Raw genomic sequence first — 21890 nt, forward strand, 5'->3', positions numbered from 1 at the left:
ATCAGACCGTCGCAGCCTGACCCACCCGCTCGATGACGTCGGCACCGGTGCGCAGCCCGTCACGTGCCCTGATCTTCGCGCCGATCTCGGCGAGCCGGTCCCGCAGGGCGGTGTCGGCCAGAGTCCGCTCCACCGCGCCGGTGAGCTCCTCGTCTGCGAAGGCATAGGTGTTCAGCCGCACTCCGAAGCCGAGTTCGTCGATGCGCTGGGCGTTTTCGTACTGGTCCCAGAACAGCGGCAGCACGATCAGCGGTTTGCCGAAATGCAGCGTCTCGGTCACGGTGTTGTTGCCGCCGTGGGAGATCACCAGGTCGACCTGCGGGATGACCTTGGTCTGTGGCACCATCTGCGCACCGACCATGTTGTCCGCCAACGTGATTCGATCGGCTTGCGGACCCTTACTGACGATGTATCGGTGCCGGGTGCCTGCCAGGACGTCGACAAGGCGCTGCATCAACTCGACGTCGGCGCCGCCGAGGGAACCCAGGGAAAGGTAGATCAGCGCGCTGCCCTCGGGGCGGTCGGCGACCTCGGCCGGCACCACGTAGTCGTCGTCGGTTTCCCGCACGCTGGAGTCCATCCGGGTCCAACTGCCGTCCAGCGGCCGCGCTTCGACGTAGTCCGCCTCGGCGGGGTACACGTAGAGGTTGGCGGAGTTCTCGCGCGGCATGAACTCGAGATCGGGCAGCGGGTCGGCCCCCTGCTGCTGTACCCAGGCGTTGAAGTCCTCCCACAGTGCGCGGTGGGTGCGGTCGAGTTCGGCGCGGTAGTCGTCCCAGGCGGAGCGGTCGTCACTGGGCAGGCCGGAGAACGGCGGCGGGATGTTCGGCCCAGGGATCTCCAGCGGGCTGCACGACACGATCCGGATGAACGGGACGCCTGCGGTCACCAGGGCGGGAAACAGCACGACGTTGTCCTCGACGATGACGTCGGGGCGGTGCTCGGCGACGATCGCCCGCAACCGCGGCTCGCAGTACTTCGCGCCGTCGATCAGCGCCTGATAGGTCGGCTGGATGAACGTCTCCAGCTGCTCGACCGTCGGCTTGCGGAACTCGGGAGAGGTCTCGGTGATGAAATCGGTCCAGAACTTGCCCGGGTCCTCGTCCTCGGCTCCCTCGACAGGTGCGGCGAGATCGACGAGTTCCTCGATGAAACCGAGCGGCGCCAGCTTGCCCGCCCACGAACTCTCCGCCGCGAACACGATGCGGTGGCCGCGGTCCCGCAGGATGGCGGCCAACCCGATGCACTGGTTCGTCGGGCCATAGGCCGACTCAGGCCAGAACATCACGGTCAACGGCCTCGTGGCTGCCATGGGGGTCCCTTCTGACTCGATCGGGTCTGACAGATCATTGCGCACCGGCCACCCCGGGCGCATCAGCACCGGTGTTCGACGACCCACACCGCGCCGGCGGGGCTCCGGCTTTGCCCACGAGCGGCGTGCCGCCGCCCCGGCGCAAGGGGCCGCTCAGTGCGCGATGACGGGTTCGGGCTCGTCGCTGACCGAACTGTCCAGCGGCGGCACCGGCGCCGTCCGGCCCCCTGGGCGCCGGGCGCTTGACCGCCGATACTCCCAGCGCCGCAAGGCATTTCGGCAGGGCGACTCCACCAGGGCATAGCTGACCGCAGCCATCGCGAACCCGAAGATCGTGGTGAGGACCAGCACGACGATCAGGTTTCCGTTGAACATGAACTTGCCGACCATCGGGAACACCATCACCAACGCGGCCAGGTGCCACACGAACAGCCCGTAGGACCAGCGGCCAAGCGTCACCATCACCGGGCTGCCCAAGATCGGGTGCGCGGTGTCGGGCCGGTCGAGCACCAGCGGCGCCAGCAGCGCCCACGCCACCACCGCCCCCAACGACGTGCGGATGACGAACTGGCCCAGCGTCGCCGGGACCAGGTCTTCCGGCCCGGCCAGCGGCGAGGCGGACAACAGATAGGCCACCACGGCGATGCCCGTGATCGCCCAGCGATTACGGGCCAGCTTGTGCGCCCAGCCCGGCGGGCTGACCGTCCACTCGGCCAGCAGCATGCCCGCGGCGAACCAGGAGGCATAGGCCGGTGGCCAGTTGAGGAAGTTGACGCCCTGCGGGGTGTGGATCGGCAGCAGTCCCCAGCCCAGGCTGGCCAGGGCCACCGCCGCGATCACCGGGATGCGGACCCGCACGGGCAGCCGGCGGGCCAGGAACGCCAGGATCGGCAGCGCCAGATAGAAGCTCACCTCGACCGACAGGCTCCACATCTGGGTGAGCCCGGCGGTCAGCGTCAGCGGCACGTACACCTGGGTGAGCGTGAGGTTGGCCAGCCACACCGTGGGACTGGCGTGGTTGGCCTCCGGGAGCAGCGTGAGGATCACGATGACGGCGACCAGGTAGCCGGGCAGGATCCGCACCAGCCGGGATCGCAGGTAGTGCCCGGTGGGCGGGCGGTGGCGCATTCCGCGCGCGGCTGCCGCGTGGCCGCGCCACAGCAGGAATCCGGACAGCGCGAAGAACACCGCGACCGCTAGGTCGAACCGGTGCAGCAGCCGGCCGAGCACCCCGCTGGAGGTTCCGGTCTGGAAGGCCACGTGCGTCAGCACCACCCCCATGGCGGCGCACGCACGCATCCCTTCGACCGCGGGCAGGAAGCTGCGGGTGCCCCCGACCTGCTCGGCCTCCGGTTTCATGTCTGCCAGTCTGCCGGTGCGGCTTACCCCGCGAAAGTGGGTACCCCTGCTTGCGGCGTGACCTCCTAATTAGCCGGTGCCTCGGCGTCTGCTGTTAGGGTCAGACCGGTTTGCCTCGCCGTGTAGGCGGTGCAGAACCCTACGGGAGAAGGAGGCCACGGCAGCGTGAATCGCGCGGGCATGTTGCGTATCGCGGCGTACGGCATCATCGGGCTCGGAGCCGCCCTTCTGATTGCCGCCCTGCTGTTGTCGACCTACACCTCCGGCAAGATCAAGAAGATCCCGCTGAATATCGACAAGACGCTGGTCAGCAACGGCACTGCCACCGCACTGGATCCCGTGTCACTCTCCGGTGAGCGGTTCATCATCGACAAGAACGTTCCGCTGGTGTCCCAGCAGCAGATCACCGTCGAGTCGCCGGCCAACGCCGATGTGGTCACCTTCCAGGTCGGCACCACCGTGCGGCGCAGCGACAAGCAGCAGGACAACGGCCTGCTACTGGCGATGGTGGATACGGTCACCCTGAACCGCAGCACGGCCATGGCGGTGTCCGACGACACCCATCCTGGCGGTTCGGTGCAGAAGCCGCGGACCATCGAGGACACCAAGCCGCCGACCAACATCGCGCTGCCCCACGAGGGCCTGTCCTACCGGTTCCCGTTCAACACCGAGAAGAAGACGTACCCGTACTTCGACCCGATAGCCCAGAAGGCCTTCGACGCCAACTACGACGGCGAGGACGACGTCAACGGGCTCACGACATACCGGTTCACCCAGAACGTCGGCTATGACGCCGACGGCAAGCTGGTCGCCCCGATCAAGTACGCCTCGCTCTACGACAACGACGAGGAGGGCCAGGTGACCGCCCGGGCGTCGCTGTGGGGCCTGCCCGGCCCGCCGGACGAGCCGGTCACGATGACGCGCTACTACGCCGCGCAGCGCACCTTCTGGGTGGACCCGGTCTCGGGGACCATCGTCAAGGCCGAGGAGCACGCCAACCACTACTACTCGCGGGACCCGCTCAAGCCGGAGATGGCGCTGGCCGACTACAAGGTCACCTCGACCGAGCAGACCATCGAATCTCAGGTGGCCGCCGCCCGCGACGAGCGCGACCGGGTGGGACTGTGGTCGCGGGTGCTGCCCATCAGCTTCACCGCGGCCGGTCTGGTCGCGCTGGTCGGTGGCGCACTGCTGGGCTTGTTCAGCGTGCGCGCCGAGGCGGCCCTGATCGACCCCGGGCTGGACTCCGCTGATCACGGCTTCTTCGGCAAGGACGAGACGGGGCCGATGCCGGCCGCCGAGGCCGCCACCGAGAAGCTGCCCGCCGCAAGACCCGATCTGGAGCCTCCGCCGGACCGGTGAGGACCGCATGACCCGGGCACACCGCCGGGCGCTCCGGTGGGTGGTGCCGGGATATGCCCTGATTCTGGCCGTCGCGGTGACGGCTCCCCTGCTCGCGCCCGGCTATCTGCTCCTGCGTGACGCGGTGTCCACCCCGCGCTCCTATCTCTCCGACGCCGCCCTCGGCCTGTCGCAGGCCGCGCCGCGCGCGCTGCCGCAGGACTTTCTGGTCGCCGTCGTGTCGGCGGTGATCGACGGCGGCGTGGTGGTGAAGGCGTTGCTGGTGGCCGGCGTGTTCCTGGCGGGGTGGGGTGCTGCCCGGCTCGCTGCCGAGGTGGTGCCGGAGGCGGGGCTGCCGGGCCGGTTGGTGGCGACGACGCTCGCGGTGTGGAACCCCTACGTCGCCGAGCGGCTGCTGCAGGGGCACTGGAGCCTGCTGGTCGGTTACGGCTGCCTGCCGTGGGTTGCGGCGTCGGTGATCCGGCTGCGCACCGGCGCCGACGGGCCCCGCTGGCCGGTCTGGGCCGCCGCGGTGTTCTGGATCGCGGTGGCGGGACTGACACCGACCGGGCTGATCCTGGCGGCGGTGGTGGCGGGGGTCTGCGTTGCCGTCGGCGGCAGCGGTGTGGCACGGCTGCGTTGCGCGGCCGGGATCGCCGCGGCGGCGACGGTCGCGGCCTTGCCGTGGCTGACGGCGGCCGCGGTGGGCAACGCCTTGGGCACCTCGGCGTCGGAAGGGCTGGCCGCCTTCGCCGCCCGGGCCGAACCCGGGCTGGGGACGCTGGGCAGCCTGGCCGGGCTTGGCGGAATCTGGAACGCTGAGGCCGTACCGGCTTCGCGCACAACGCTTTTAGCGCTGCTGGCGACTGCTGCGCTCCTGGCGGTGGTGGCCGTCGGACTTCCAAGCGTGATCCGCCGTCCGGCGGCCGTGCCGTTGTTGATCCTGGCGGCGGTGAGTGTCGGCGGGCCCGCACTGATGGCGACCGGCCCGGGCTTGGCGGTGCTGCGCGCGGTGGTGGACACGGCCCCCGGCCTGGGGGTTCTGCGAGACGGGCAGAAGTGGGTGGCGCTGGCGATGCCCGGCTATGCGGTCGCCGGGGCAGGCGCGGTGGTCACGGCCCGGGCGTGGACGCGGCCCGGCATCGCGGCGGCGATTGCCATTGCCGCGCTGATCGCGGTGCTGCCCGATCTGGCCTGGGGCGTGGCAGGCAAGCTCACCCCGGTGCACTATCCGCGCGGGTGGAACGCGGTGGCCGGCATCGTCAATGCCGACCCCGGCGCCGTCGCGGTGTTGCCCGCCGACACGATGCGCCGGTTCGGCTGGGCCGGGCCGGCGCCGGTCCTCGACCCACTGCCGCGCTGGGTCCGCCCGGAGGTGCTGACCACCGGTGACCTCACCATCTCCGGACAGACGGTGCCAGGTGAGGGCGGCCGGGCCAGGGAGATCCAGCGGCTGCTGGTCGCCGGGGCAGGGCCGCAGGAGATCGCCGCGGCGGGTGTGCGCTGGGTGGTCGTCGAAGGCGGTACGGCCGGTGAGGTGGGCAGCGCGCAACGCACGCTCGACGCGCTGCCGGTGGCCTACCACGACGCCGACCTCACGCTGTACCGCGCCGGTGGAACCAGTCCGGTTGCCGCACATAGTGATCGGCTGACCATTATTGCGGTGCACCTGGCCTGGCTGGCATTGCTGACGGCGAGTGCCGTGGCGATGGCGCTGGCCCGCGTCCGACGTACCTGACCGGGCGGGCTCAGGCCTGCTTGGGGAGCAGCGGCTTGAGTTGGTCGAGGATGTGGGAGATCAGCTCGTCCTGCTTGGTGAGGTGGTCCTGGATCATCGAGGCCTCCTTCAGCACGGCCTCGGCGTCCTTGTAGGTTTCGTCGGCTCGCGTGTCGGCCGCCTTGGCCTGGATGTTCTGGCCGACGATGATGATCGGCAACAGAACCAGTTGCAGGAAACTGCTCGAGAGCCACACCACGATGAAGTACGTGCCCTGTTTGATCGCATCCGGGAGCGCGAACAGCGCCAGCACCGTGAAAAGGTATGCGGTCCACATCGTTCCGACGATCACGGTGATCTTCAGGCCGAACTTGGCATTGAATCGGACGAACCAGTTGTCGTGCTTGACACCGCGGATCTCGGCGGCGGTCAACGGCTTCTTGGCGCTCAGCTCCGCGGCGCGGGGGTGGCGGACGTAGTCATAGATACTCGGCATCCGCGGATCATCACACGGCGATCCCGTGAATCAGCTGTCAATCTTCTGCGCGGGGTCCGTAACGCTCGCGGTAGGACTCGTGGATGTGCGCGTCGCGCTTGCGGGCCAATTCGTCGATCAGCGCCGGATCGATGTTGTGCTGGCGCAGCCGGTAGGTGCGCCAGATCTTGTCCAGCGCGTGCGCGAAGTACAGGAACGGCAGGAACAGCAGCGACGACATGGCCAGGTGCATGGGCGTCGTCGTCGGGACGAGCCACAGCGGCGAGACGAGGATCAGACCGGGAATCGCCACCCGGACCAGTGTTCGCAACCGGGCGCCCTTGCCGGTGAGGTCGTTTCGCACCCAGTCACGCATCGAGGCGGGTAGCGGCTTGCCGTAGCAGTAGGCGATGTACTGAAGCGGGTTGGGACGTGCGTTGTCGGTCATGGCTTCCTAGATCACACCGCTGACGCGGGTTCCGGAGTGCACGGACTCCAATACATTTCGCATGGCAGCCGCACTCTGCTGCCACGAGAACTCCCGGCTTCGGGCCATCGCCTTGGCGCCGAGTTCGTCGCGAAGAACCTGGTCGCTCAGCAGCCGCTCGAGCCCGTCGACCAGTTCGTCGGCGTTGTCGACCAGCACGCCGGTCACCCCGTCGATCACCGAGTCGGTCAGGCCGCCGGAGGATCGGTAACCGATCGTCGGCACCCCGTGCTGGGCCGCCTCGATGACGGCCAGACCCCAGCCCTCTTTGCGCGACGGCAGCACATGCACCCAGGAGCGTTGCACGACAGCGTGTTTGGCGACATCGTCGACGTGCCCGTGAAAGGTGACCGCGTCGGTGATGCCCAGCACCTCTGCCCGCTCGACGAGACGGTCGTGCCACCAGCCGCCGCCGACGATATCCAGATGCACGCCGTCGACCCGCGACCGCAGCCGGGCCACCGCGTCGAGCGCGTCCTCGATCTGCTTGTGCGGCACCAGCCGAGACAACACGACCACCCGCGGGGTAGGCGACCGGTCGGCGGTCAACGTGTCGGCGGGCGCCTCGTCCAGCCCGTTGCGCACCACGGCGATCCGGCTGGCGTCGACGCCGAGGTCGGCCAGGTCGCGTGCCGAGGGCAGCGACACCGTCACGTACTGGTTGCGCCGGTGCATCCGCGGCGACAACCACGACTCGACGAGCCACCCGAGGCGTCCCATCACCGGGCCCGCGACCGGCCACTGCTCACGGTGGCAGTGGTGGACCAGGACCGCCACCCGCCGGCCGAACGCCAGGCGGGCCAGAAACGGCACCCCGTTCTGGGTGTCCAGGACGACGTCGGGACGGACCCGGCGCAGCGGTCCCAGTCCGATACGGGCCAGCACCATCGCCAGCCCGGCCCAGATGTAGACGGTGTACGGGCCGCCGCCGCGGCTGACGCGCACCCCTTCAACGACCTCGCGGCGCGGCGCCCCGGGATAGCGGGCCGTGCGCAGCGTCACTTCGACGCCCGATTGCGCCAGCAGGGTGCCGATGCGCTGCACGTAGGTCTCGCTGCCGCCGCCCTGCGGGTGGCCGGTATCACGCCAGCACAGAACCAGCACGGAGCGGACGGGAGCGGACATCGAGACCAGCCTAGTCGGCCGACGATGCGGGCCCCCAAGGCCCGAGGAGGAGGGCGACAGTACCCGCCTAGACGGCCGATCGAGTTTCACTTTTTGCCGCTCTCCACTCGAACTTTTCCTGCGAAAGGTGAATCTGGAGCTGGCTAGGGTGAACCGATGCCCGTCACCGACCTGTTCGCCAGGCGTGCGACGCTGGCCCGGTCGGTACGCCTGCTGTCGCAGTTCCGCTACGAACAGCTCGACCCGGACCGCTTCTACGGCGCGCTGGCCGCCGATACCGCGGCCATGGTCACCGACCTGTGGCGAGCCGGCGGCGCCGGCGGATCCGCCGGGCGCACCGTGGTCGACGTGGGCGGTGGGCCCGGCTACTTCGCGTCGGCGTTCTGTGCTGCGGGCTGGGATTACGTCGGCGTCGAACCGGATCCCTCGGAGATGCATGCCGCCGAGCACGTCCGCGGCAGCAGCCCGGGATCGTTCGTGCGTGCTTCCGGGATGGCGCTGCCGTTCGCCGACGACAGCGTCGACGTCTGCCTGTCCTCCAACGTCGCCGAGCATGTCGCGCAGCCCTGGCAGCTTGGCGCGGAGATGCTGCGGATCACCCGGCCCGGCGGCCTGGCGATCCTGTCCTACACCGTGTGGCTGGGGCCGTTCGGCGGCCACGAGATGGGGCTGACGCACTATCTCGGGGGTGCGCGCGCGGCGGCCCGCTACACCCGCAAGCACGGACATCCGCCCAAGAACAACTACGGCTCGTCGCTGTTCGCGGTGTCGGCGGCCGACGGCCTGCGGTGGGCGGCCGGCACCGGCGCACTGGTGGCGGCATTCCCGCGTTACCACCCGCGATGGGCGTGGGGACTGACCTCTGTTCCGGGTGTGCGGGAGTTCCTGGTGAGCAATCTGGTGCTCGTGCTGCGACCGCCGAAAGCCCCGGAATGAACAGGTTCTAGTTTTTGTCTTCAGTCGGTACTGTGACGGGTATGACACAGAGCACCGCGTTCAAGACCGAATGGGACAAGCTATTCATCGGCGGCAAGTGGACCGAGCCGGCCTCTGCTGAGGTCATCGAAGTGCACTCCCCGGCGACCGGCGAATTGGTCGGCAAGGTGCCGCTGGCGGTGGCGGCTGACGTCGACGCCGCTTGCGCCGCCGCCCGCAAGGCCTTCGACGAAGGTCCCTGGCCGCATATGTCGCCCACCGAGCGCGGCGAGATCCTCACCCGCGCCGTCAAGATCCTCGAAGAGCGCGCCGAGGAGTTCAAGTATCTGCTGGCCGCCGAGACCGGGCAGCCGCCGACGATCGTCGACATGATGCAGTACGGCGCGGCGATGTCGTCGTTCCAGTACTTCGCCGGCGCCGCCGACAAGTTCACCTGGCGCGACTTCCGCGACGGGGTGTACGGCACCACGATGGTGCTGCGCGAGCCGATCGGTGTGGTCGCCGCCGTCACCGCGTGGAACGTGCCGTTCTTCCTGGCCGCCAACAAGCTCGGCCCGGCGCTGCTGGCCGGTTGTACGGTCGTCGTCAAGCCTGCCGCCGAGACCCCGCTGTCGCTGTTCGCGATGGCCGACGTCTTCGCCGAGGCCGGGCTGCCCGAGGGTGTGCTCTCGGTGGTTCCGGGCGGGCCGGACACCGGTCGGGCGCTGACCGCCAACCCTGAGATCGACAAGTTCACGTTCACCGGCTCCAGCGCCGTCGGCAAGGAGATCGCCAAGATCGCCGCCGAGAAGCTCAAGCCGTGCACGCTCGAACTGGGTGGCAAGTCGGCGGCCATCATCCTCGAGGACGCCGATCTCGATTCGACGCTGCCGATGCTGGTGTTCTCGGGACTGATGAACTGCGGCCAGGCCTGTGTCGGCCAGACCCGCATCCTGGCACCGCGGTCACGCTACGACGAGGTCGTCGAAAAGCTCTCGGCTGCCGTCGCCGCGATGCCGATCGGCCTGCCCGACGACGCCGCCGCGATGATCGGCCCGCTGATCAGCGAGCGGCAGCGTGAGCGCGTCGAGGGCTACATCAAGAAGGGTGTCGAGGAGGGCGCGCGGATCGTCACCGGCGGCGCCCGTCCCGAGGGTCTGGACGGCGGCTGGTTCGTACAGCCGACGGTCTTCGCCGACGTGGACAACTCGATGACCATCGCGCAGGAGGAGATCTTCGGTCCGGTCCTGTCGGTGATCCCGTACGACACCGAAGAAGATGCCGTACGGATCGCCAACGACTCCGTCTACGGACTGGCCGGCTCGGTGTACACCACCGACAACGACAAGGCCATGAAGATCGCCGCGCAGATCCGCACCGGGACCTACGCGGTCAACATGTACGCCTTCGATCCGGGTGCACCGTTCGGCGGTTACAAGAACTCGGGCATTGGCCGGGAGAACGGCCCCGAGGGCATCGAGCAGTACACGCAGGCCAAGAGCGTGCTGCTGCCCTTCGGCTACAAGCCGGAGTAAACGCGGTAAACGGAAAGGCCCCCGACACGTCATGCGCGCGGGGGCCTTTTCGTTTTGCGGCTAGAACAAGGCGCGCACGATCATCTCGGCCACGGCGGCAGGCTTGTCGACTCCGTCGATCTCGATGGTGTGCTTCACCGTCAGGTTGACCGTGCTGTCGTCGACCTTGTCGGCGCCGGCCAGCTCCGAGCGCACCCGCACCCGGCTGTCGACGGGCACGGCGGCCACGAAGCGCACTTTGTTGAGCCCGTAGTTGATGGCCATCTTGGCGTTCTCGACGCGGAAGTTGTCCTTGGACAGCGCGGGGATCAGCGACAGCGTGAGGAATCCGTGGGCGATCGGTGTCCCGTACGGACTTTCGGTCTTGGCTCGTTCGACGTCGACGTGGATCCACTGATGGTCGCCGGTGACGTCGGCGAAGTCGTTGATGCGCTTCTGGTCGATCTGGAGCCAGTCGCTGACGCCGAGTTCCTGGCCGACCAGTGATTGGGCATCGTCGATAGACGTGATCAGCTTCATGCGCTCCATCTTGACCGACGCTCAGAAGGCCTCTTCGTCCAGGTCCATGATCGTCAGGTCGACGCCCTCGACGATGCGGCGCTGGGCGGTCAGGCGGGGCAGGACGTTGCGCGCGAAGAAGTTCGCGACGGCGACTTTGCCGCTGTAGAAGGCGCGTTCGCGCGGATCCGGGTCGCCGTCGAGTGCGCCGAGTGCGATCTCGGCTTGTCTGAGCAGCAGCCAGCCGATCATCAGATCGCCGACGGCCAGCAGGAAGGGCACCGACTCCAGGCCGACCCGGTACAGCTCCCGCGCGTCCTGCTGGGCGCCGAACAGGTAGCCGGTCAGGCTGGCGACCATGGCCCGCAGGCTGTCCAGCGCTTCGGCCAGCAGCGTCCGTGCACCGGCGAGCTCCGGCCGGGCGTCGGGGCTGTCGATGAACGTCTCGATCTGGGTGACGACGTGGGTCAGCGCCACCCCCTGGTCGCGGGCGATCTTGCGAAAGAAGAAGTCCTGTGCCTGAATTGCGGTGGTGCCCTCATAGAGCGAGTCGATCTTGGCGTCGCGGATGTACTGCTCGATCGGGTAGTCCTGCAGGAAACCCGACCCGCCGAAGGTCTGCAGGGATTCGGTCAGTGTCTGGTAGGCCCGCTCCGAACCGACGCCTTTGACGATCGGCAGGAACAGATCGTTGATCCGCTCGGCGAGGTCTGCGTCGGCACCGGAAACCACTTGTGCCGCAGCGGGATCCTGGTGTGCAGCGGTGTAGAGATACAGCGCGCGCAGCCCCTCGGCGTAGGCCTTCTGCGTCATCAGGGCGCGGCGCACGTCGGGGTGGTGCACGATGGTCACCCGCGGTGCGGTCTTATCGGTCATCTGCGTCATGTCGGCGCCCTGCACCCGGAACCTGGCGTACTCCAGGGCGTTGAGGTAACCGGTCGACAGGGTGGCAATCGCCTTGGTGCCCACGAACATTCGGGCGTATTCGATGACCTTGAACATCTGGGCGATGCCGTTGTGGACGTCGCCGACCAGCCACCCGATCGCCGGTTTGCCGTGCAGCCCGAAGCTGATCTCGGTAGTGGCCGAGGCCTTCAGGCCCATCTTGTGCTCGAGGTTGGTGACGAACGCGCCGTTGAGTTCGCCGGGCTCGCCGGTTTCGGGGTCGAACAGGAACTTCGGCACGAAGAACAGCGAGAGGCCCTTGGTGCCGGGCCCGGCGCCCTCGGGCCGGGCCAGCACCAGATGCATGATGTTCTCGAACAGGTCGTCGGTGTCGCCACTGGTGATGAACCGTTTGACGCCTTCGATGTGCCAGGTGCCGTCACCGGCGTCGACCGCTTTGGTGCGCCCCGCCCCGACGTCGGATCCGGCGTCGGGTTCGGTCAGCACCATGGTCGCGGCCCATCCGCGCTCGACGGCGAGCTGGGCCCAGTGCTTCTGTTCCTCGTTGCCGATGTGGAACAGGATGTCGGCCATGATCGGGCCCGCCAGGTACATGAATACGGCCGGGTTGGCGCCCAGCACCAGTTCGTTGATCGCCCAGCCCACCATCGCCGGGGCCGGTACCCCGCCGACTTCCTCGTCGAGCCCGATCCGGAACCACTCGCCGTCCTGCCAGGCTTTGAGCGACTTCTTGAACGGCTCGGGGATGGCCACCGTGTGGGCGGCGGGGTCGAAGGTCGGGGGGTGGCGGTCGGTCTCGGCGAACGACTCGGCCACCGGGCCCTCGGCCAGGCGGGCGGCCTCGGCCAGCATCTGGCGCACCGAGTCGCCGTCCAGATCACCGAAGGTCGTGCCGTCGAGGACCTTCTCCAGCTGGAGCAGCTCGAACAGGTTGAACTCGAGGTCGCGGACGTTGCTCTTGTAATGGCCCATTCGCTTGCGCCTCCCGTTGCGGCTGAGCAGAGCGTAACCCGTTCAGGTGGCCTGATCAGGGCGTTCAGGTAACGGCCGAAAATATGATCTACACCATAGATCTAGCTCACAGCCAATCCGTTGCCGCAGGTCAGGGGATCGCGCTTGCGGCGGTTTCCCGGGTCGGCGGATTCCCCGTTGCGCTCATCAAACTCTCATCTTATGGTCATAAGCATAGTTATGGACCGGGCATCCGCCCGCCCCGCAAGGAGACCGACATGTGGCTGATCGAGTTGAATATCGCCGGCCACCGGTTCACGCGCCACGTACCCGACAAACGCCGGCACTTGTTCGGCCGCGGTGCTCGTGCGCTCACGTGGCGGGGTTCGCCCTCCCGTTCGTCTTCTGCCGCCTGAATGGCCCCTAGAGAACCTGCTGACGCCGTCCGTCGAACCCGCGGTTCGACGCGGACCAACATGCTTATCAGCGCCGCTGAGGTACTGCGTGAGCGCGGAGCCGCCGGGGTGACCATCGACGAGGTGCTGGCCCGCAGTGGCGCACCCCGCGGCTCGGTCTATCACCACTTCCCGGAGGGCCGCAGCCAGCTTCTGCGCGAAGCCCTGGACTACGCCGGCGACGCCATCACCGCCAGCATCGACGAGGCGGCCGGGAAGAACTCGACCGTGATGCTGCGCCGCTTCGTCCAACTCTGGGAAGACGCCCTGATCGCCAGCGACTACTCCGCCGGATGTCCCGTGCTGGCGGCGGCGATCGGCTCCGGTGAGGACGAACAGCAGCTCACCGCCGTGGCCGGCGACATCTTCAGCCGCTGGCGCGAAGCGTCCAAGCAGGCCTACATCCGGGAAGGCTTCGACGACGCCGAAGCCGCGTCGCTGGCCGATACGACGATCTCGGCCATGGAGGGCGCGGTCGTGCTGTGCCGTTCGGTGCGCAGTCTCGAGCCGTTGCACGAAGTCGCCGGACAGCTCGAATTCCTGATCAAGGCAAAGGAATTCGTGACGAAGTTCGGTATGCCCAGCCTCAATGCCTGAACAGCCAGCGCGCGCAGACGAAGTCGCCGTTAACCCCTGTTTCGGCCAGCGTCCATTCCGAGTGGATCGGCAATACCGGCGCGCCGGCACCCAGGCTGCACGGCGCGTAGGACACGATCATCTCGTCGACCAGACCGGCGGCGACGAACTGCGCGGCAACATCACCACCACCGACCACCCACACGTCCTTATCGCCCGCGGCCCGCACCAGTTCGGGGTGCAGATCGGTTGGCGCACCGGCGAACACACGCACCGGATGGCCGTCGGCGATGATTCCCGGGCGGTGGGTGAGCACCCACGTCGGTTGGCTGTACATCCACGGGCCGGGCTGGTTGTCGACCAGCCACTGGTAGGTCGCCGACCCCATCACCAGCGAGCCGATGCCCGCTTCGAACGCCCGGTAGCCGAACGGCCCGTCGATGTCGATATCGCGCGAGGTCAGCCAGTCCAGGCTGCCGTGGTCGTCGACGATGTAGCCGTCCAGACTCGAGGCGGTGAAATAGACAGTGGCCATGTCTTGCAGACTATGGGCGCCGTGCTGGAATACAAGACGTGATGACGTCTGATCCGTATTTCGAGGGGCAGGACCCGGAGACGCCGGAAAGCGTCCTAACCCGCTTCGCCATCACCACGCTCGAACAGGATCTCACCGCCGCCACGGTGGTGGCGTCGATGCCGATCGGCGGGATGGTCAACCCGTTCACCGGGCATCCCACGATCGGTGCGCTGGCGATCCTGGTCGACGACGTCGCCGGCCGCGCCAACTTCTTCCGCCGCGGCGCCGGGCAGTGGACGGTGTCCAGCGAGCTCGCCGTCGAACTCAGCCCGGACGGTATCGACAGCATCCTGGCCAACCCCGACGAGCCGGTGGTGGCCAGTAGCCGCCCACTGGGACCGCACGGCGCCACTCTGCTGGCGATCTGCACGCTGACCCACGCCGGCACCACCATCGGCGGCGGCACGGTGCGCACCGTCGCGATCAACGGCGGCCCCGACGGGCCGCTGCCCCGCGGCTCGGATTCGCTCGAGCGCACGCCCGAGACGTCGCTGGCCGAGCTGATGTCGGTCGATCGGCTGCCCGTCGACGGCGATACCTTCACGCTGGCCCAGCGGCCGGATCCCATCATCAACAACTTGATCGGCATCGTGCACGGCGGTGTCAGCAGCGCAGGGCTGGAGCTGGTCGCCTCCGCGGCGATCAACCACGGCCAGGACGAACCGCTGCGCACCGCGTCGCTGCGGGTGAACTTCGTGCGCCCGCTGTTCGCCGGTGAGCGATCCCGCTACGAGGGAACGGCCGTGCGGGTGGGCCGCAACTCCGCGATCGGCGATGCCGTGGCGATCGGCGACGACGGCAAGACCGCCATCATGGCCCGCGTCACTGGATACCGTTGACCACTATGACCGATGACTTCGCAGTGCTGTGCGCCGACGAACCCGAACTGGCGACGCTGCGCGTATCGGTGCGGGACTTCCTGGCCGCCGACCGCGCCGAATTCGGTTGGGAACCTTCGGTAGACACCTGGTTGTCGAGCTGGGACGAACCCTTCAGCGCCCGCCTCGGCGCAGCCGGATTCCTCGGCCTGACCATTCCCCGCGAGTACGGCGGCCGGGGCCTGAGCCATCTGCACCGCTATGTGGTGACCGAGGAGCTGCTGGCCGCGGGTGCCCCGGTCGCCGCGCACTGGATCGCCGACCGGCAGGTTGCACCCGGGCTGCTGGCCTACGGTTCCGAGGAGCAACGCCAACGACTGCTGCCGAAAATCGCTGCAGGAAAGCTCTTCTCGGCGATCGGGATGAGTGAGCCACAGGCCGGCTCCGACCTGGCGGCGTCGGCGGCGAAGGCGGTCCGCACCGACGGGGGCTGGGTGCTGTCCGGGACCAAGGTGTGGACCAGTGGTGCTCACCTGTCCCACCAGATCGTGGTGCTGGCCCGCACCAGTCCGGTCGACCCGGCCAGGCGGCATGCGGGATTCAGCCAGTTCATCGTGCCGACAGACGCTCGACCCACTCCCGGGTCGCTGCGCTCCTGCCCGCCGTCAGGCATCACCATCAGCCCCATCGTGATGATGTCGGGTGAACACCACTTCAACGAAGTCACCTTCGACGAGGTGTTCGTCGACGACGACAACCTGCTCGGTGAGGTGGGCAACGGCTGGCACCAGGTGACCGCGGAGCTGTCCTTCGAACGCAGCGGCCCCGAACGCATCCTGAGTACCGCCCCGCTGCTGACCGCCTTGATCCGGGCGCTGGCCACCCAGGACGATATCGGCGATCATGCTGCGGCAGCAGTCGGAGACCTTGTGGCCCAGCTCATTTCGCTGCGGCAACTGTCGGTGTCGGTGGCGCGCGAACTGGCCGACGGCCGCTCTCCGGTCAACGAGGCCGCGCTGGTGAAAGATCTTGGCACCCGCTTCGAACAGGAATCGGTGGAGTTGGCGGCCGACCTGTTCTCCTACCTTGCCACCGACGCGCCCGGCCGTGAGCGGGTGGCGGCACTGCTGGCGGTGGCACGGCTGCATTCACCGCTGTTCACGCTGCGCGGCGGCACCAACGAAGTGCTGCGCGGTGTGGTGGCCCGAGGGATGGGGTTGAGGTGATGAAAGCTCTGGCCGGTGGGGTGTTCGGGACGTCGGACGGCGACGATCTTGCTGATCTGCGCCAGCTCGCCGAGGACATCGGCGGACGTAGCTTCGACGAGCGGATCGGCCACCGCGGCCTTCCCGACTCCTTCGATTCTGCGGCGTGGCGCCACCTCGAGGACGCCGGGCTGACGCGATTGACCAGTGACGCCGAATCAGGCGGCAGCCCAACCGAACTGGCGCTGGTACTGCGTGCATTGGCCCGGCATGCGGTGACGGTTCCGCTGGCCGAGACCGACGTGCTGGCCGGCTGGCTGGCCGCCACGGCCGGTGTCGAAGTACCCGCAACCGGGCCGCTGACGCTCGCACTCGGTGCGGCGGGCAGTTCGACTGTGACCGGAGTTCCGTACGCAGGCGATGCCGCCGGCGTGGTGTTCGCGCTGCGCGACGGCGATCGGCTGCGGGTGGCCGCGGCGGCGCCGGCCGTCCTGGCCATCACCGGCGGCTACAACCTCGGCGGTGAGCCTCGCGACACCGTCGCTGTCCCCGACGAGGGCTTCGTGACCGTCGAGGGTGCTGCCGCGGAGTTGGAGCGCCGCGGCGCGTGGGCGCGCTGCATTCAGGCCCTCGGCGCGCTCGACGCGGCCGTCGAGTTCTCGGCGGCGCACACCCGCGAGCGCGAGCAGTTCGGCCGTCCGCTCAGCGCGTTCCAGTCAGTTCAACACACGTTGGCCTCGATGGCCGGTGAGGTCGAACGGGCCCGCGCCGCAGCCGAACTCGCGGTAGCGGCGGCCGCCGTGCACGGCTTCGGCAGCACACAGGCCGACTACGCCGTGACGGTGGCCAAAGTGGTGCTCGGCCGAGTCGTACCAACGGTCACCACCGCGGCCCACCAGCTACACGGCGCGATCGGGGTGACGATCGAACACCGGCTGTGGCTGGCGACCATGCGGGCGCGCAGCTGGATCGACGAGTTCGGCGACACCGCCTCGTATGCCACGCGGCTCGGGCGGATGGCGCTGGTCGCCGCCCGCGAGGGCGACCCGTGGGACCTGGCGATCGGCGCCGGGACGGACTAGCTACCCGTCCAGTTCGGCGCCCGCTTCTCGGCGAACGCGATCGCGCCTTCCTGGGCGTCCTTGGAGCCGAACACCGGCATCATGATCTTGGCCTGCTTCTTCCACTGCTCCTCGGGGCTCCACGCCCGCGATTCGGTGATGATCCGCTTGGTGGCGGCCACCGCGAGCGGGCCGTTGGCGGTGATCCGCTCGGCCAGCTCGATCGCGGCCTCCAGCGCGTGACCGGGCTCGGCCAGCACGTTGACCAGCCCCAGCTCGTGGGCGCGCTCGGCAGGCAGGTTCTCGCCGGTCAGCGCGAGCTCCATGGCGATCTGGTACGGGATGCGCTGGGGCAGCCGCAGCAGCCCGCCGCCGCCGGCGACCAGGCCACGCTTGACCTCGGGGATGCCGAAGGCGGAGTTGTTGGCCGCGACGATGAGGTCGGTGGCCAGCGCCAACTCGGTGCCGCCGGCCAGTGCGTAGCCCTCCACGGCGGCGATCAGCGGCTTGATCGGCGGACGCTCGGTAAAGCCCAGTCCGCGGCCCTCGGCGACCACGTTCTCGCCGCGCGCGAACGCCTTGAGGTCCATGCCCGCGCAGAACGATCCGCCGGCGCCGGTGACGATGCCCACCGACAGCCCGGGATCGTCGTCGAGCTGGTCCATCGCGGCCGCCAGGCCATTGCTGACGGCGGCGTTGACGGCGTTCTTGGCCTTGGGCCGGTTGATGGTGATGATCAGGATGCGGCCGCGCTGCTCAGTGAGGACGGCGGGCTCTTCGGTAACGGCGTTATCGCTCACGCAGCTGATCGTAACGAGCGTGGTGTACGGGCCGCACCGAGGGCGGTACCATCGGAAAACTAGAACACGTTCCAATTTGCTCAGGGAGATGGCATGGGCGCACGAACGGCAGCCCCCGGCGACACCGCGAAGTGGGATCCCCAGCATGTCGAGCGCACCATGGCCGTCCTGCGCCCGTTCCTGCGGCTGTATCACCGCAGCGAGGTCCGCGGCCTGGAAACCTTCCCGCCCGGTGGCGCCCTCGTGGTCAGCAATCACTCCGGCGGCCTGTTCGCGATGGACGTCCCGGTGTTCGCACTCGGCTTCTACGACACCTTCGGCTACGACCGGCCGGTGTACACGCTGAGCCACGACATGCTGATGACGGGCCCGACCGCCGATTTCTTCATCCGCAACGGCTTCATCCGCGCCAACCACGAGAACGCCGACGCCGCATTGCGCTCCGGTGGAGTGGTGGTGGTCTTCCCCGGCGGAGACTACGACGTGTACCGGCCGACGTTGCAGGAGAACAAGATCGACTTCGACGGCCGCACCGGCTACGTCAAAGCCGCACTGAACGCCGGTGTCCCGATCGTGCCGACCGTGTCGATCGGTGGCCAGGAAAGCCAGCTCTACCTCTCCCGCGGCACCGGCCTGGCCAAGTTGCTGCGGCTGGACAAGCTGATGCGCTCGAAAATCCTGCCGATCTCGTTCGGCTTCCCGTTCGGGTTCAGCGCAGTCCTGCCGGTCAACGTGCCGCTGCCGACCAAGATCGTCACGCAGACGCTCGAACCGATCCACATCACCGAGATGTTCGGCGAGGACCCCGATATCGACACCGTCGACGCCTACGTCCGCCGCGTCATGCAGCAGGCCCTCGACGAGCTGGCCGCCCAGCGCCGCCTGCCGGTGATCGGCTGATGGGCCCGCTGTCGCGGCTGACGGCCGTCGCTGACGCCGTGACCACCCTGGCCAAGGCTGGGTTCCTCACCCCGATGCGCCCAGACCGCACCCTGCGGATGATGGCGGCAGCCCGCGACGAGGGCCTTTCCATCACAACGGGTTTCGCCACCACAGCGCAACGGTTCCCGGACCGGCCCGGCCTGATCGACGAACTCGGCACGCTGACGTGGCGTGAACTAGACGAGAATTCGCACGCCCTGGCCGCCGGCTTACACCCGCTGCCCGGCGGTACCCCCGAAGTGGTGGGGGTGATGTGCCGCAACCACCGCGGCTTCGTCGAGGCACTGGTGGCGGCGACCCGCATCGGCGCCGACGTGTTGCTGCTGAACACCGCGTTCGCCGGGCCCGCCCTGGCCGAGGTGGTCAATCGCGAACATGTCGACACCGTCATCTACGACGAGGAGTTCACCGCCTCAGTCGACCAGGCGCTGGCCGACCAGCCGAACGCACGGCGCATTCTGGCCTGGACCGACGATGCCACCGACTCGACCACCGTCGAGGCGCTCGTCGACTCGCACCGCGGCCGCCGCGCGCCGAAGGCCACCCGCAAGAGCAAGCTCATCCTGCTCACCTCAGGCACCACCGGAACTCCCAAGGGCGCCAAGCATTCCGGCGGAGGCGCGGGCAACCTCGTCGCGATCCTGCGGCGCACGCCGTGGCGGCTCGGCGAGACGACGGTCGTCGTCGCGCCGATGTTCCACGCCTGGGGTTTTTCCCAGCTGGTGTTCGCCTCGGCGATGGCGTGCACGGTGGTGACGCGACGCAAGTTCGACCCGGAAGCCACCCTGGCCCTCGTCGACCGGCACCAGGCGACCGGGCTGTGCGTGGTGCCGGTGATGTTCGACCGGATCATGGACCTGCCCGCCGAGGTGCTCGACCGCTACAGCGGACGCTCACTGCGCTTCGCCGCGTGCTCGGGGTCGCGGATGCGGCCCGACGTGGTCATCGCGTTCATGGACCGGTTCGGCGACGTCATCTACAACAACTACAACGCCACCGAGGCGGGCATGATCGCCACCGCCACCCCCGAAGACCTGCGCGCCGCGCCCGACACCGCGGGCCGGCCTGCCGTGGGCACCCAGATCCGGATCTACGACGAGGAGTTCCAGGAGGTGCCCGCAGGGACTGTCGGGCGGATCTTCGTGAAGAACTCCACCCAGTTCGACGGCTATACCTCCGGCAACACCAAGGACTTTCACGACAGCTACATGTCGTCGGGAGACCTGGGCCGGATCGACGCGGCAGGCAGGCTGTTCGTCGTCGGACGCGACGACGAGATGATCGTCTCCGGCGGCGAGAACGTCTACCCCATCGAGGTCGAGAAGACGCTGACCGCCCATCCCGATGTCGCCGAGGCGACCGTGCTGGGAGTCGACGACGAGAAGTACGGCCAGCGGCTCATCGCGTTCGTGGTGCTCGGCGGCGGCGGGGCCGTCACCTCCGACGACCTGAAAGCCCACGTCCGCGAGAACCTGGCCAACTACAAAGTCCCCCGCGACATCACCATCCTGACCGAGCTGCCGCGCGGCAGCACTGGCAAGATTCTGCGTAATGAACTCCTCGCCCGTATCACGCCTGATAACTGAGCTGCGCCGGCCGCGGCCGCTGCTGCGGGCCGCCGTCGAACTGGCCAACGCCGCCAACGGTTTCCGGCCGCTGGCCCGCCGGGGCTACCCCACCCTGGCGGTGTTCTGGGTGGGCTGGCCCACCTCGGAGCTGCCCGCGTTCTACGCCGCCGGATCGATGCTCGACGCGGTGCGCCGTGGTCTGCGCGGGGACTTCCGGGGCCGCCGCGGCCTGGTCGCGCTGGCGCTGACCGCGGCGTCGTGGGGATTCCTGGCGGCGATCCAGCACCGCAACCGCACCACACCGCGGCCGGTGCTGCGCAAGGCACTCGTCGACGGCCTCGGCGAGGACTTCGCCGACGTACTCGACACCCTGCCGAGCACACCGTCGGCGTCGGGGCGGCCGACCGCCTGGCGCACCACATGGTCACGGCGCCAGTTCGTGGAGAAGACCAACATCGTCACCTACGGTCCGCACGGGCGGGCCAACCTGGCTGACGTGTGGCGCTGGCGCGACCTACCGCGCGACGGCAAGGCCCCGGTACTGCTCGAGGTGCCCGGCGGCGCGTGGGCCATCGGCTGGCGCCGGCCGCAGGCCTACCCGCTGATGAGCCACCTCGCCGACCGCGGCTGGATCTGTGTGGCGATGAACTATCGCGTCAGCCCCGCGCACAGCTGGCCCGATCACATCGTGGACGTCAAACGCGCGCTGGCCTGGGTCAAGGAGAACATCGCCGACTACGGCGGCGACCCGAACTTCGTTGCGATCACCGGTGGTTCGGCCGGCGGTCACCTGACCGCCCTGGCCGCGCTGACACCGAACGACCCCGAATACCAACCCGGCTTCGAAGACGCCGACACCTCGGTGGTGGCCGCGGTGCCGGTGTACGGGCGCTACGACTGGTACACCACACACGGCAGCGGGCGACGGGAGTTCATCGGCTACCTGGAGCGGCTGGTGGTCAAGCGCCAGTTCACCCGCTTCCGCGACATCTACCTCGACGCCTCGCCGATCCGCCGGTTACGGCCCGACGCGCCGCCGTTCTTCATCCTGCACGGCGAGCACGACTCGCTGATCCCGGTCGTGGAGGCCCGGGAGTTCGTCGCGGGAATGCAGAAGGTGTCGCAGTCGCCGGTGCTCTACGCCGAACTGCCCGGCGCCCAACACGCTTTCGACATCTTCTCCTCGCCGCGGGCACACCAGTCGGCCGAGGCCGTCGGCCAGTTCCTGTCCTGGGTGTACGCCAGCCGGATGTCAAGGGAGGACTGA

At 68.5% G+C, this 21890-nt stretch carries 20 protein-coding genes; 11 read left to right on the top strand and 9 right to left on the bottom strand.

Annotated elements, in window-relative coordinates:
• Position 1: 1 nt before the first annotated feature.
• Positions 2 to 1312: a glycosyltransferase gene (locus HBE64_RS23030; protein ID WP_167107688.1), complete on the bottom strand. Its 1311-nt coding sequence runs from the start codon at positions 1310 to 1312 to the stop codon at positions 2 to 4.
• Between the two features lie 153 nt (positions 1313 to 1465).
• Positions 1466 to 2671, bottom strand: coding sequence for an acyltransferase (locus HBE64_RS23035; protein ID WP_167107691.1), 1206 nt, complete (start codon positions 2669 to 2671; stop codon positions 1466 to 1468).
• 165 nt (positions 2672 to 2836) lie between these two features.
• Between HBE64_RS23035 and HBE64_RS23040 the strand changes: the two genes are divergently transcribed.
• Positions 2837 to 4033: a DUF3068 domain-containing protein gene (locus HBE64_RS23040; protein WP_167107693.1), complete on the top strand. Its 1197-nt coding sequence runs from the start codon at positions 2837 to 2839 to the stop codon at positions 4031 to 4033.
• A 7-nt stretch (positions 4034 to 4040) separates the two neighbouring features.
• The gene (locus HBE64_RS23045) at positions 4041 to 5750 is read left to right on the top strand and encodes a hypothetical protein (RefSeq protein ID WP_167107696.1); all 1710 of its coding nucleotides are present in this window, start codon (positions 4041 to 4043) and stop codon (positions 5748 to 5750) included.
• A 10-nt stretch (positions 5751 to 5760) separates the two neighbouring features.
• Here HBE64_RS23045 and HBE64_RS23050 read toward each other — a convergent pair whose 3' ends face one another.
• From HBE64_RS23050 to HBE64_RS23060, 3 genes are read right to left on the bottom strand one after another with little or no spacing between them, the layout of a single operon-like run.
• A complete protein-coding gene (locus tag HBE64_RS23050) occupies positions 5761 to 6225 on the bottom strand; it encodes a DUF1003 domain-containing protein (RefSeq protein ID WP_167107699.1) in 465 nt (154 codons plus the stop codon).
• Between the two features lie 37 nt (positions 6226 to 6262).
• Positions 6263 to 6652 carry a DUF5313 domain-containing protein gene (locus HBE64_RS23055; protein ID WP_167107702.1) on the bottom strand — a complete coding sequence of 130 codons (390 nt, stop codon included), beginning with the start codon at positions 6650 to 6652 and terminating at the stop codon, positions 6263 to 6265.
• A 6-nt stretch (positions 6653 to 6658) separates the two neighbouring features.
• On the bottom strand, positions 6659 to 7816 hold the full coding sequence (locus HBE64_RS23060) for a glycosyltransferase family 4 protein (protein WP_167107705.1): 1158 nt from the start codon (positions 7814 to 7816) through the stop codon (positions 6659 to 6661).
• Between the two features lie 156 nt (positions 7817 to 7972).
• Here HBE64_RS23060 and HBE64_RS23065 point away from each other — a divergent pair, with 156 nt between their 5' ends.
• Complete coding sequence (locus HBE64_RS23065) at positions 7973 to 8752, top strand: class I SAM-dependent methyltransferase (protein WP_167107708.1); 780 nt, start codon at positions 7973 to 7975, stop codon at positions 8750 to 8752.
• A gap of 41 nt (positions 8753 to 8793) precedes the next feature.
• The gene (locus HBE64_RS23070) at positions 8794 to 10266 is read left to right on the top strand and encodes an aldehyde dehydrogenase (RefSeq protein ID WP_167107711.1); all 1473 of its coding nucleotides are present in this window, start codon (positions 8794 to 8796) and stop codon (positions 10264 to 10266) included.
• A 60-nt stretch (positions 10267 to 10326) separates the two neighbouring features.
• Here the strand turns inward: HBE64_RS23070 and HBE64_RS23075 are convergent, their stop codons facing one another.
• Positions 10327 to 10785, bottom strand: a complete 459-nt coding sequence (locus HBE64_RS23075; RefSeq protein ID WP_167107714.1) for a MaoC family dehydratase — start codon at positions 10783 to 10785, stop codon at positions 10327 to 10329.
• 21 nt (positions 10786 to 10806) lie between these two features.
• Positions 10807 to 12642, bottom strand: a complete 1836-nt coding sequence (locus tag HBE64_RS23080) for an acyl-CoA dehydrogenase (RefSeq protein ID WP_167107717.1) — start codon at positions 12640 to 12642, stop codon at positions 10807 to 10809.
• A gap of 455 nt (positions 12643 to 13097) precedes the next feature.
• On the opposite strand from HBE64_RS23080, the gene HBE64_RS23085 reads away from it, so the two are divergent.
• The gene (locus HBE64_RS23085; protein WP_167107720.1) at positions 13098 to 13673 is read left to right on the top strand and encodes a TetR/AcrR family transcriptional regulator; all 576 of its coding nucleotides are present in this window, start codon (positions 13098 to 13100) and stop codon (positions 13671 to 13673) included.
• On the opposite strand, the gene HBE64_RS23090 is transcribed toward HBE64_RS23085, so the two are convergent.
• Positions 13663 to 14187, bottom strand: coding sequence for a dihydrofolate reductase family protein (locus tag HBE64_RS23090; RefSeq protein ID WP_167107723.1), 525 nt, complete (start codon positions 14185 to 14187; stop codon positions 13663 to 13665). The two genes, HBE64_RS23085 and HBE64_RS23090, sit on opposite strands and share 11 nt — an antisense overlap.
• 41 nt (positions 14188 to 14228) lie before the next feature.
• On the opposite strand from HBE64_RS23090, the gene HBE64_RS23095 reads away from it, so the two are divergent.
• From HBE64_RS23095 to HBE64_RS23105, 3 genes are read left to right on the top strand one after another with little or no spacing between them, the layout of a single operon-like run.
• On the top strand, positions 14229 to 15068 hold the full coding sequence (locus HBE64_RS23095) for a PaaI family thioesterase (RefSeq protein WP_167107726.1): 840 nt from the start codon (positions 14229 to 14231) through the stop codon (positions 15066 to 15068).
• Positions 15069 to 15073: 5 nt separating this feature from the next.
• On the top strand, positions 15074 to 16273 hold the full coding sequence (locus HBE64_RS23100; RefSeq protein WP_167107729.1) for an acyl-CoA dehydrogenase family protein: 1200 nt from the start codon (positions 15074 to 15076) through the stop codon (positions 16271 to 16273).
• Positions 16273 to 17334, top strand: coding sequence for an acyl-CoA dehydrogenase (locus HBE64_RS23105; RefSeq protein WP_167107732.1), 1062 nt, complete (start codon positions 16273 to 16275; stop codon positions 17332 to 17334). The genes HBE64_RS23100 and HBE64_RS23105 overlap by 1 nt, the downstream gene beginning before the upstream one ends.
• Here HBE64_RS23105 and HBE64_RS23110 read toward each other — a convergent pair.
• Positions 17331 to 18122, bottom strand: coding sequence for a crotonase/enoyl-CoA hydratase family protein (locus HBE64_RS23110; RefSeq protein WP_167109568.1), 792 nt, complete (start codon positions 18120 to 18122; stop codon positions 17331 to 17333). The genes HBE64_RS23105 and HBE64_RS23110 overlap by 4 nt on opposite strands.
• Positions 18123 to 18206: 84 nt before the next feature.
• On the opposite strand from HBE64_RS23110, the gene HBE64_RS23115 reads away from it, so the two are divergent.
• The 3 genes from HBE64_RS23115 to HBE64_RS23125 are packed head-to-tail and all read left to right on the top strand — an operon-like array spanning position 18207 to position 21890.
• Positions 18207 to 19013, top strand: a complete 807-nt coding sequence (locus tag HBE64_RS23115) for a 1-acyl-sn-glycerol-3-phosphate acyltransferase (RefSeq protein WP_167107735.1) — start codon at positions 18207 to 18209, stop codon at positions 19011 to 19013.
• Positions 19013 to 20641, top strand: a complete 1629-nt coding sequence (gene fadD12 / locus HBE64_RS23120) for an acyl-CoA ligase FadD12 (RefSeq protein ID WP_167107737.1) — start codon at positions 19013 to 19015, stop codon at positions 20639 to 20641. The genes HBE64_RS23115 and fadD12 overlap by 1 nt, the downstream gene beginning before the upstream one ends.
• On the top strand, positions 20607 to 21890 hold the full coding sequence (locus HBE64_RS23125; protein ID WP_167107740.1) for an alpha/beta hydrolase: 1284 nt from the start codon (positions 20607 to 20609) through the stop codon (positions 21888 to 21890). Before fadD12 ends, HBE64_RS23125 begins: the two co-directional genes overlap by 35 nt.

This window comes from Mycobacterium sp. DL592 (assembly GCF_011694515.1).
Classification (GTDB): Bacteria; Actinomycetota; Actinomycetes; order Mycobacteriales; family Mycobacteriaceae; genus Mycobacterium.

Bases quoted from the DNA above. Each gene is read 5' to 3' on its own strand.
- HBE64_RS23090 (WP_167107723.1), bottom strand. From the start codon at position 14,187: ATGGCCACTGTCTATTTCACCGCCTCGAGTCTGGACGGCTACATCGTC.
- HBE64_RS23050 (WP_167107699.1), bottom strand. From the start codon at position 6,225: ATGCCGAGTATCTATGACTACGTCCGCCACCCCCGCGCCGCGGAGCTG.
- HBE64_RS23080 (WP_167107717.1), bottom strand. From the start codon at position 12,642: ATGGGCCATTACAAGAGCAACGTCCGCGACCTCGAGTTCAACCTGTTC.
- fadD12 (WP_167107737.1), top strand. From the start codon at position 19,013: ATGGGCCCGCTGTCGCGGCTGACGGCCGTCGCTGACGCCGTGACCACC.
- HBE64_RS23035 (WP_167107691.1), bottom strand. From the start codon at position 2,671: ATGAAACCGGAGGCCGAGCAGGTCGGGGGCACCCGCAGCTTCCTGCCC.
- HBE64_RS23115 (WP_167107735.1), top strand. From the start codon at position 18,207: ATGGGCGCACGAACGGCAGCCCCCGGCGACACCGCGAAGTGGGATCCC.
- HBE64_RS23095 (WP_167107726.1), top strand. From the start codon at position 14,229: ATGACGTCTGATCCGTATTTCGAGGGGCAGGACCCGGAGACGCCGGAA.
- HBE64_RS23085 (WP_167107720.1), top strand. From the start codon at position 13,098: ATGCTTATCAGCGCCGCTGAGGTACTGCGTGAGCGCGGAGCCGCCGGG.
- HBE64_RS23125 (WP_167107740.1), top strand. From the start codon at position 20,607: ATGAACTCCTCGCCCGTATCACGCCTGATAACTGAGCTGCGCCGGCCG.
- HBE64_RS23055 (WP_167107702.1), bottom strand. From the start codon at position 6,652: ATGACCGACAACGCACGTCCCAACCCGCTTCAGTACATCGCCTACTGC.
- HBE64_RS23105 (WP_167107732.1), top strand. From the start codon at position 16,273: ATGAAAGCTCTGGCCGGTGGGGTGTTCGGGACGTCGGACGGCGACGAT.
- HBE64_RS23100 (WP_167107729.1), top strand. From the start codon at position 15,074: ATGACCGATGACTTCGCAGTGCTGTGCGCCGACGAACCCGAACTGGCG.
- HBE64_RS23060 (WP_167107705.1), bottom strand. From the start codon at position 7,816: ATGTCCGCTCCCGTCCGCTCCGTGCTGGTTCTGTGCTGGCGTGATACC.
- HBE64_RS23075 (WP_167107714.1), bottom strand. From the start codon at position 10,785: ATGAAGCTGATCACGTCTATCGACGATGCCCAATCACTGGTCGGCCAG.
- HBE64_RS23030 (WP_167107688.1), bottom strand. From the start codon at position 1,312: ATGGCAGCCACGAGGCCGTTGACCGTGATGTTCTGGCCTGAGTCGGCC.
- HBE64_RS23070 (WP_167107711.1), top strand. From the start codon at position 8,794: ATGACACAGAGCACCGCGTTCAAGACCGAATGGGACAAGCTATTCATC.
- HBE64_RS23045 (WP_167107696.1), top strand. From the start codon at position 4,041: ATGACCCGGGCACACCGCCGGGCGCTCCGGTGGGTGGTGCCGGGATAT.
- HBE64_RS23065 (WP_167107708.1), top strand. From the start codon at position 7,973: ATGCCCGTCACCGACCTGTTCGCCAGGCGTGCGACGCTGGCCCGGTCG.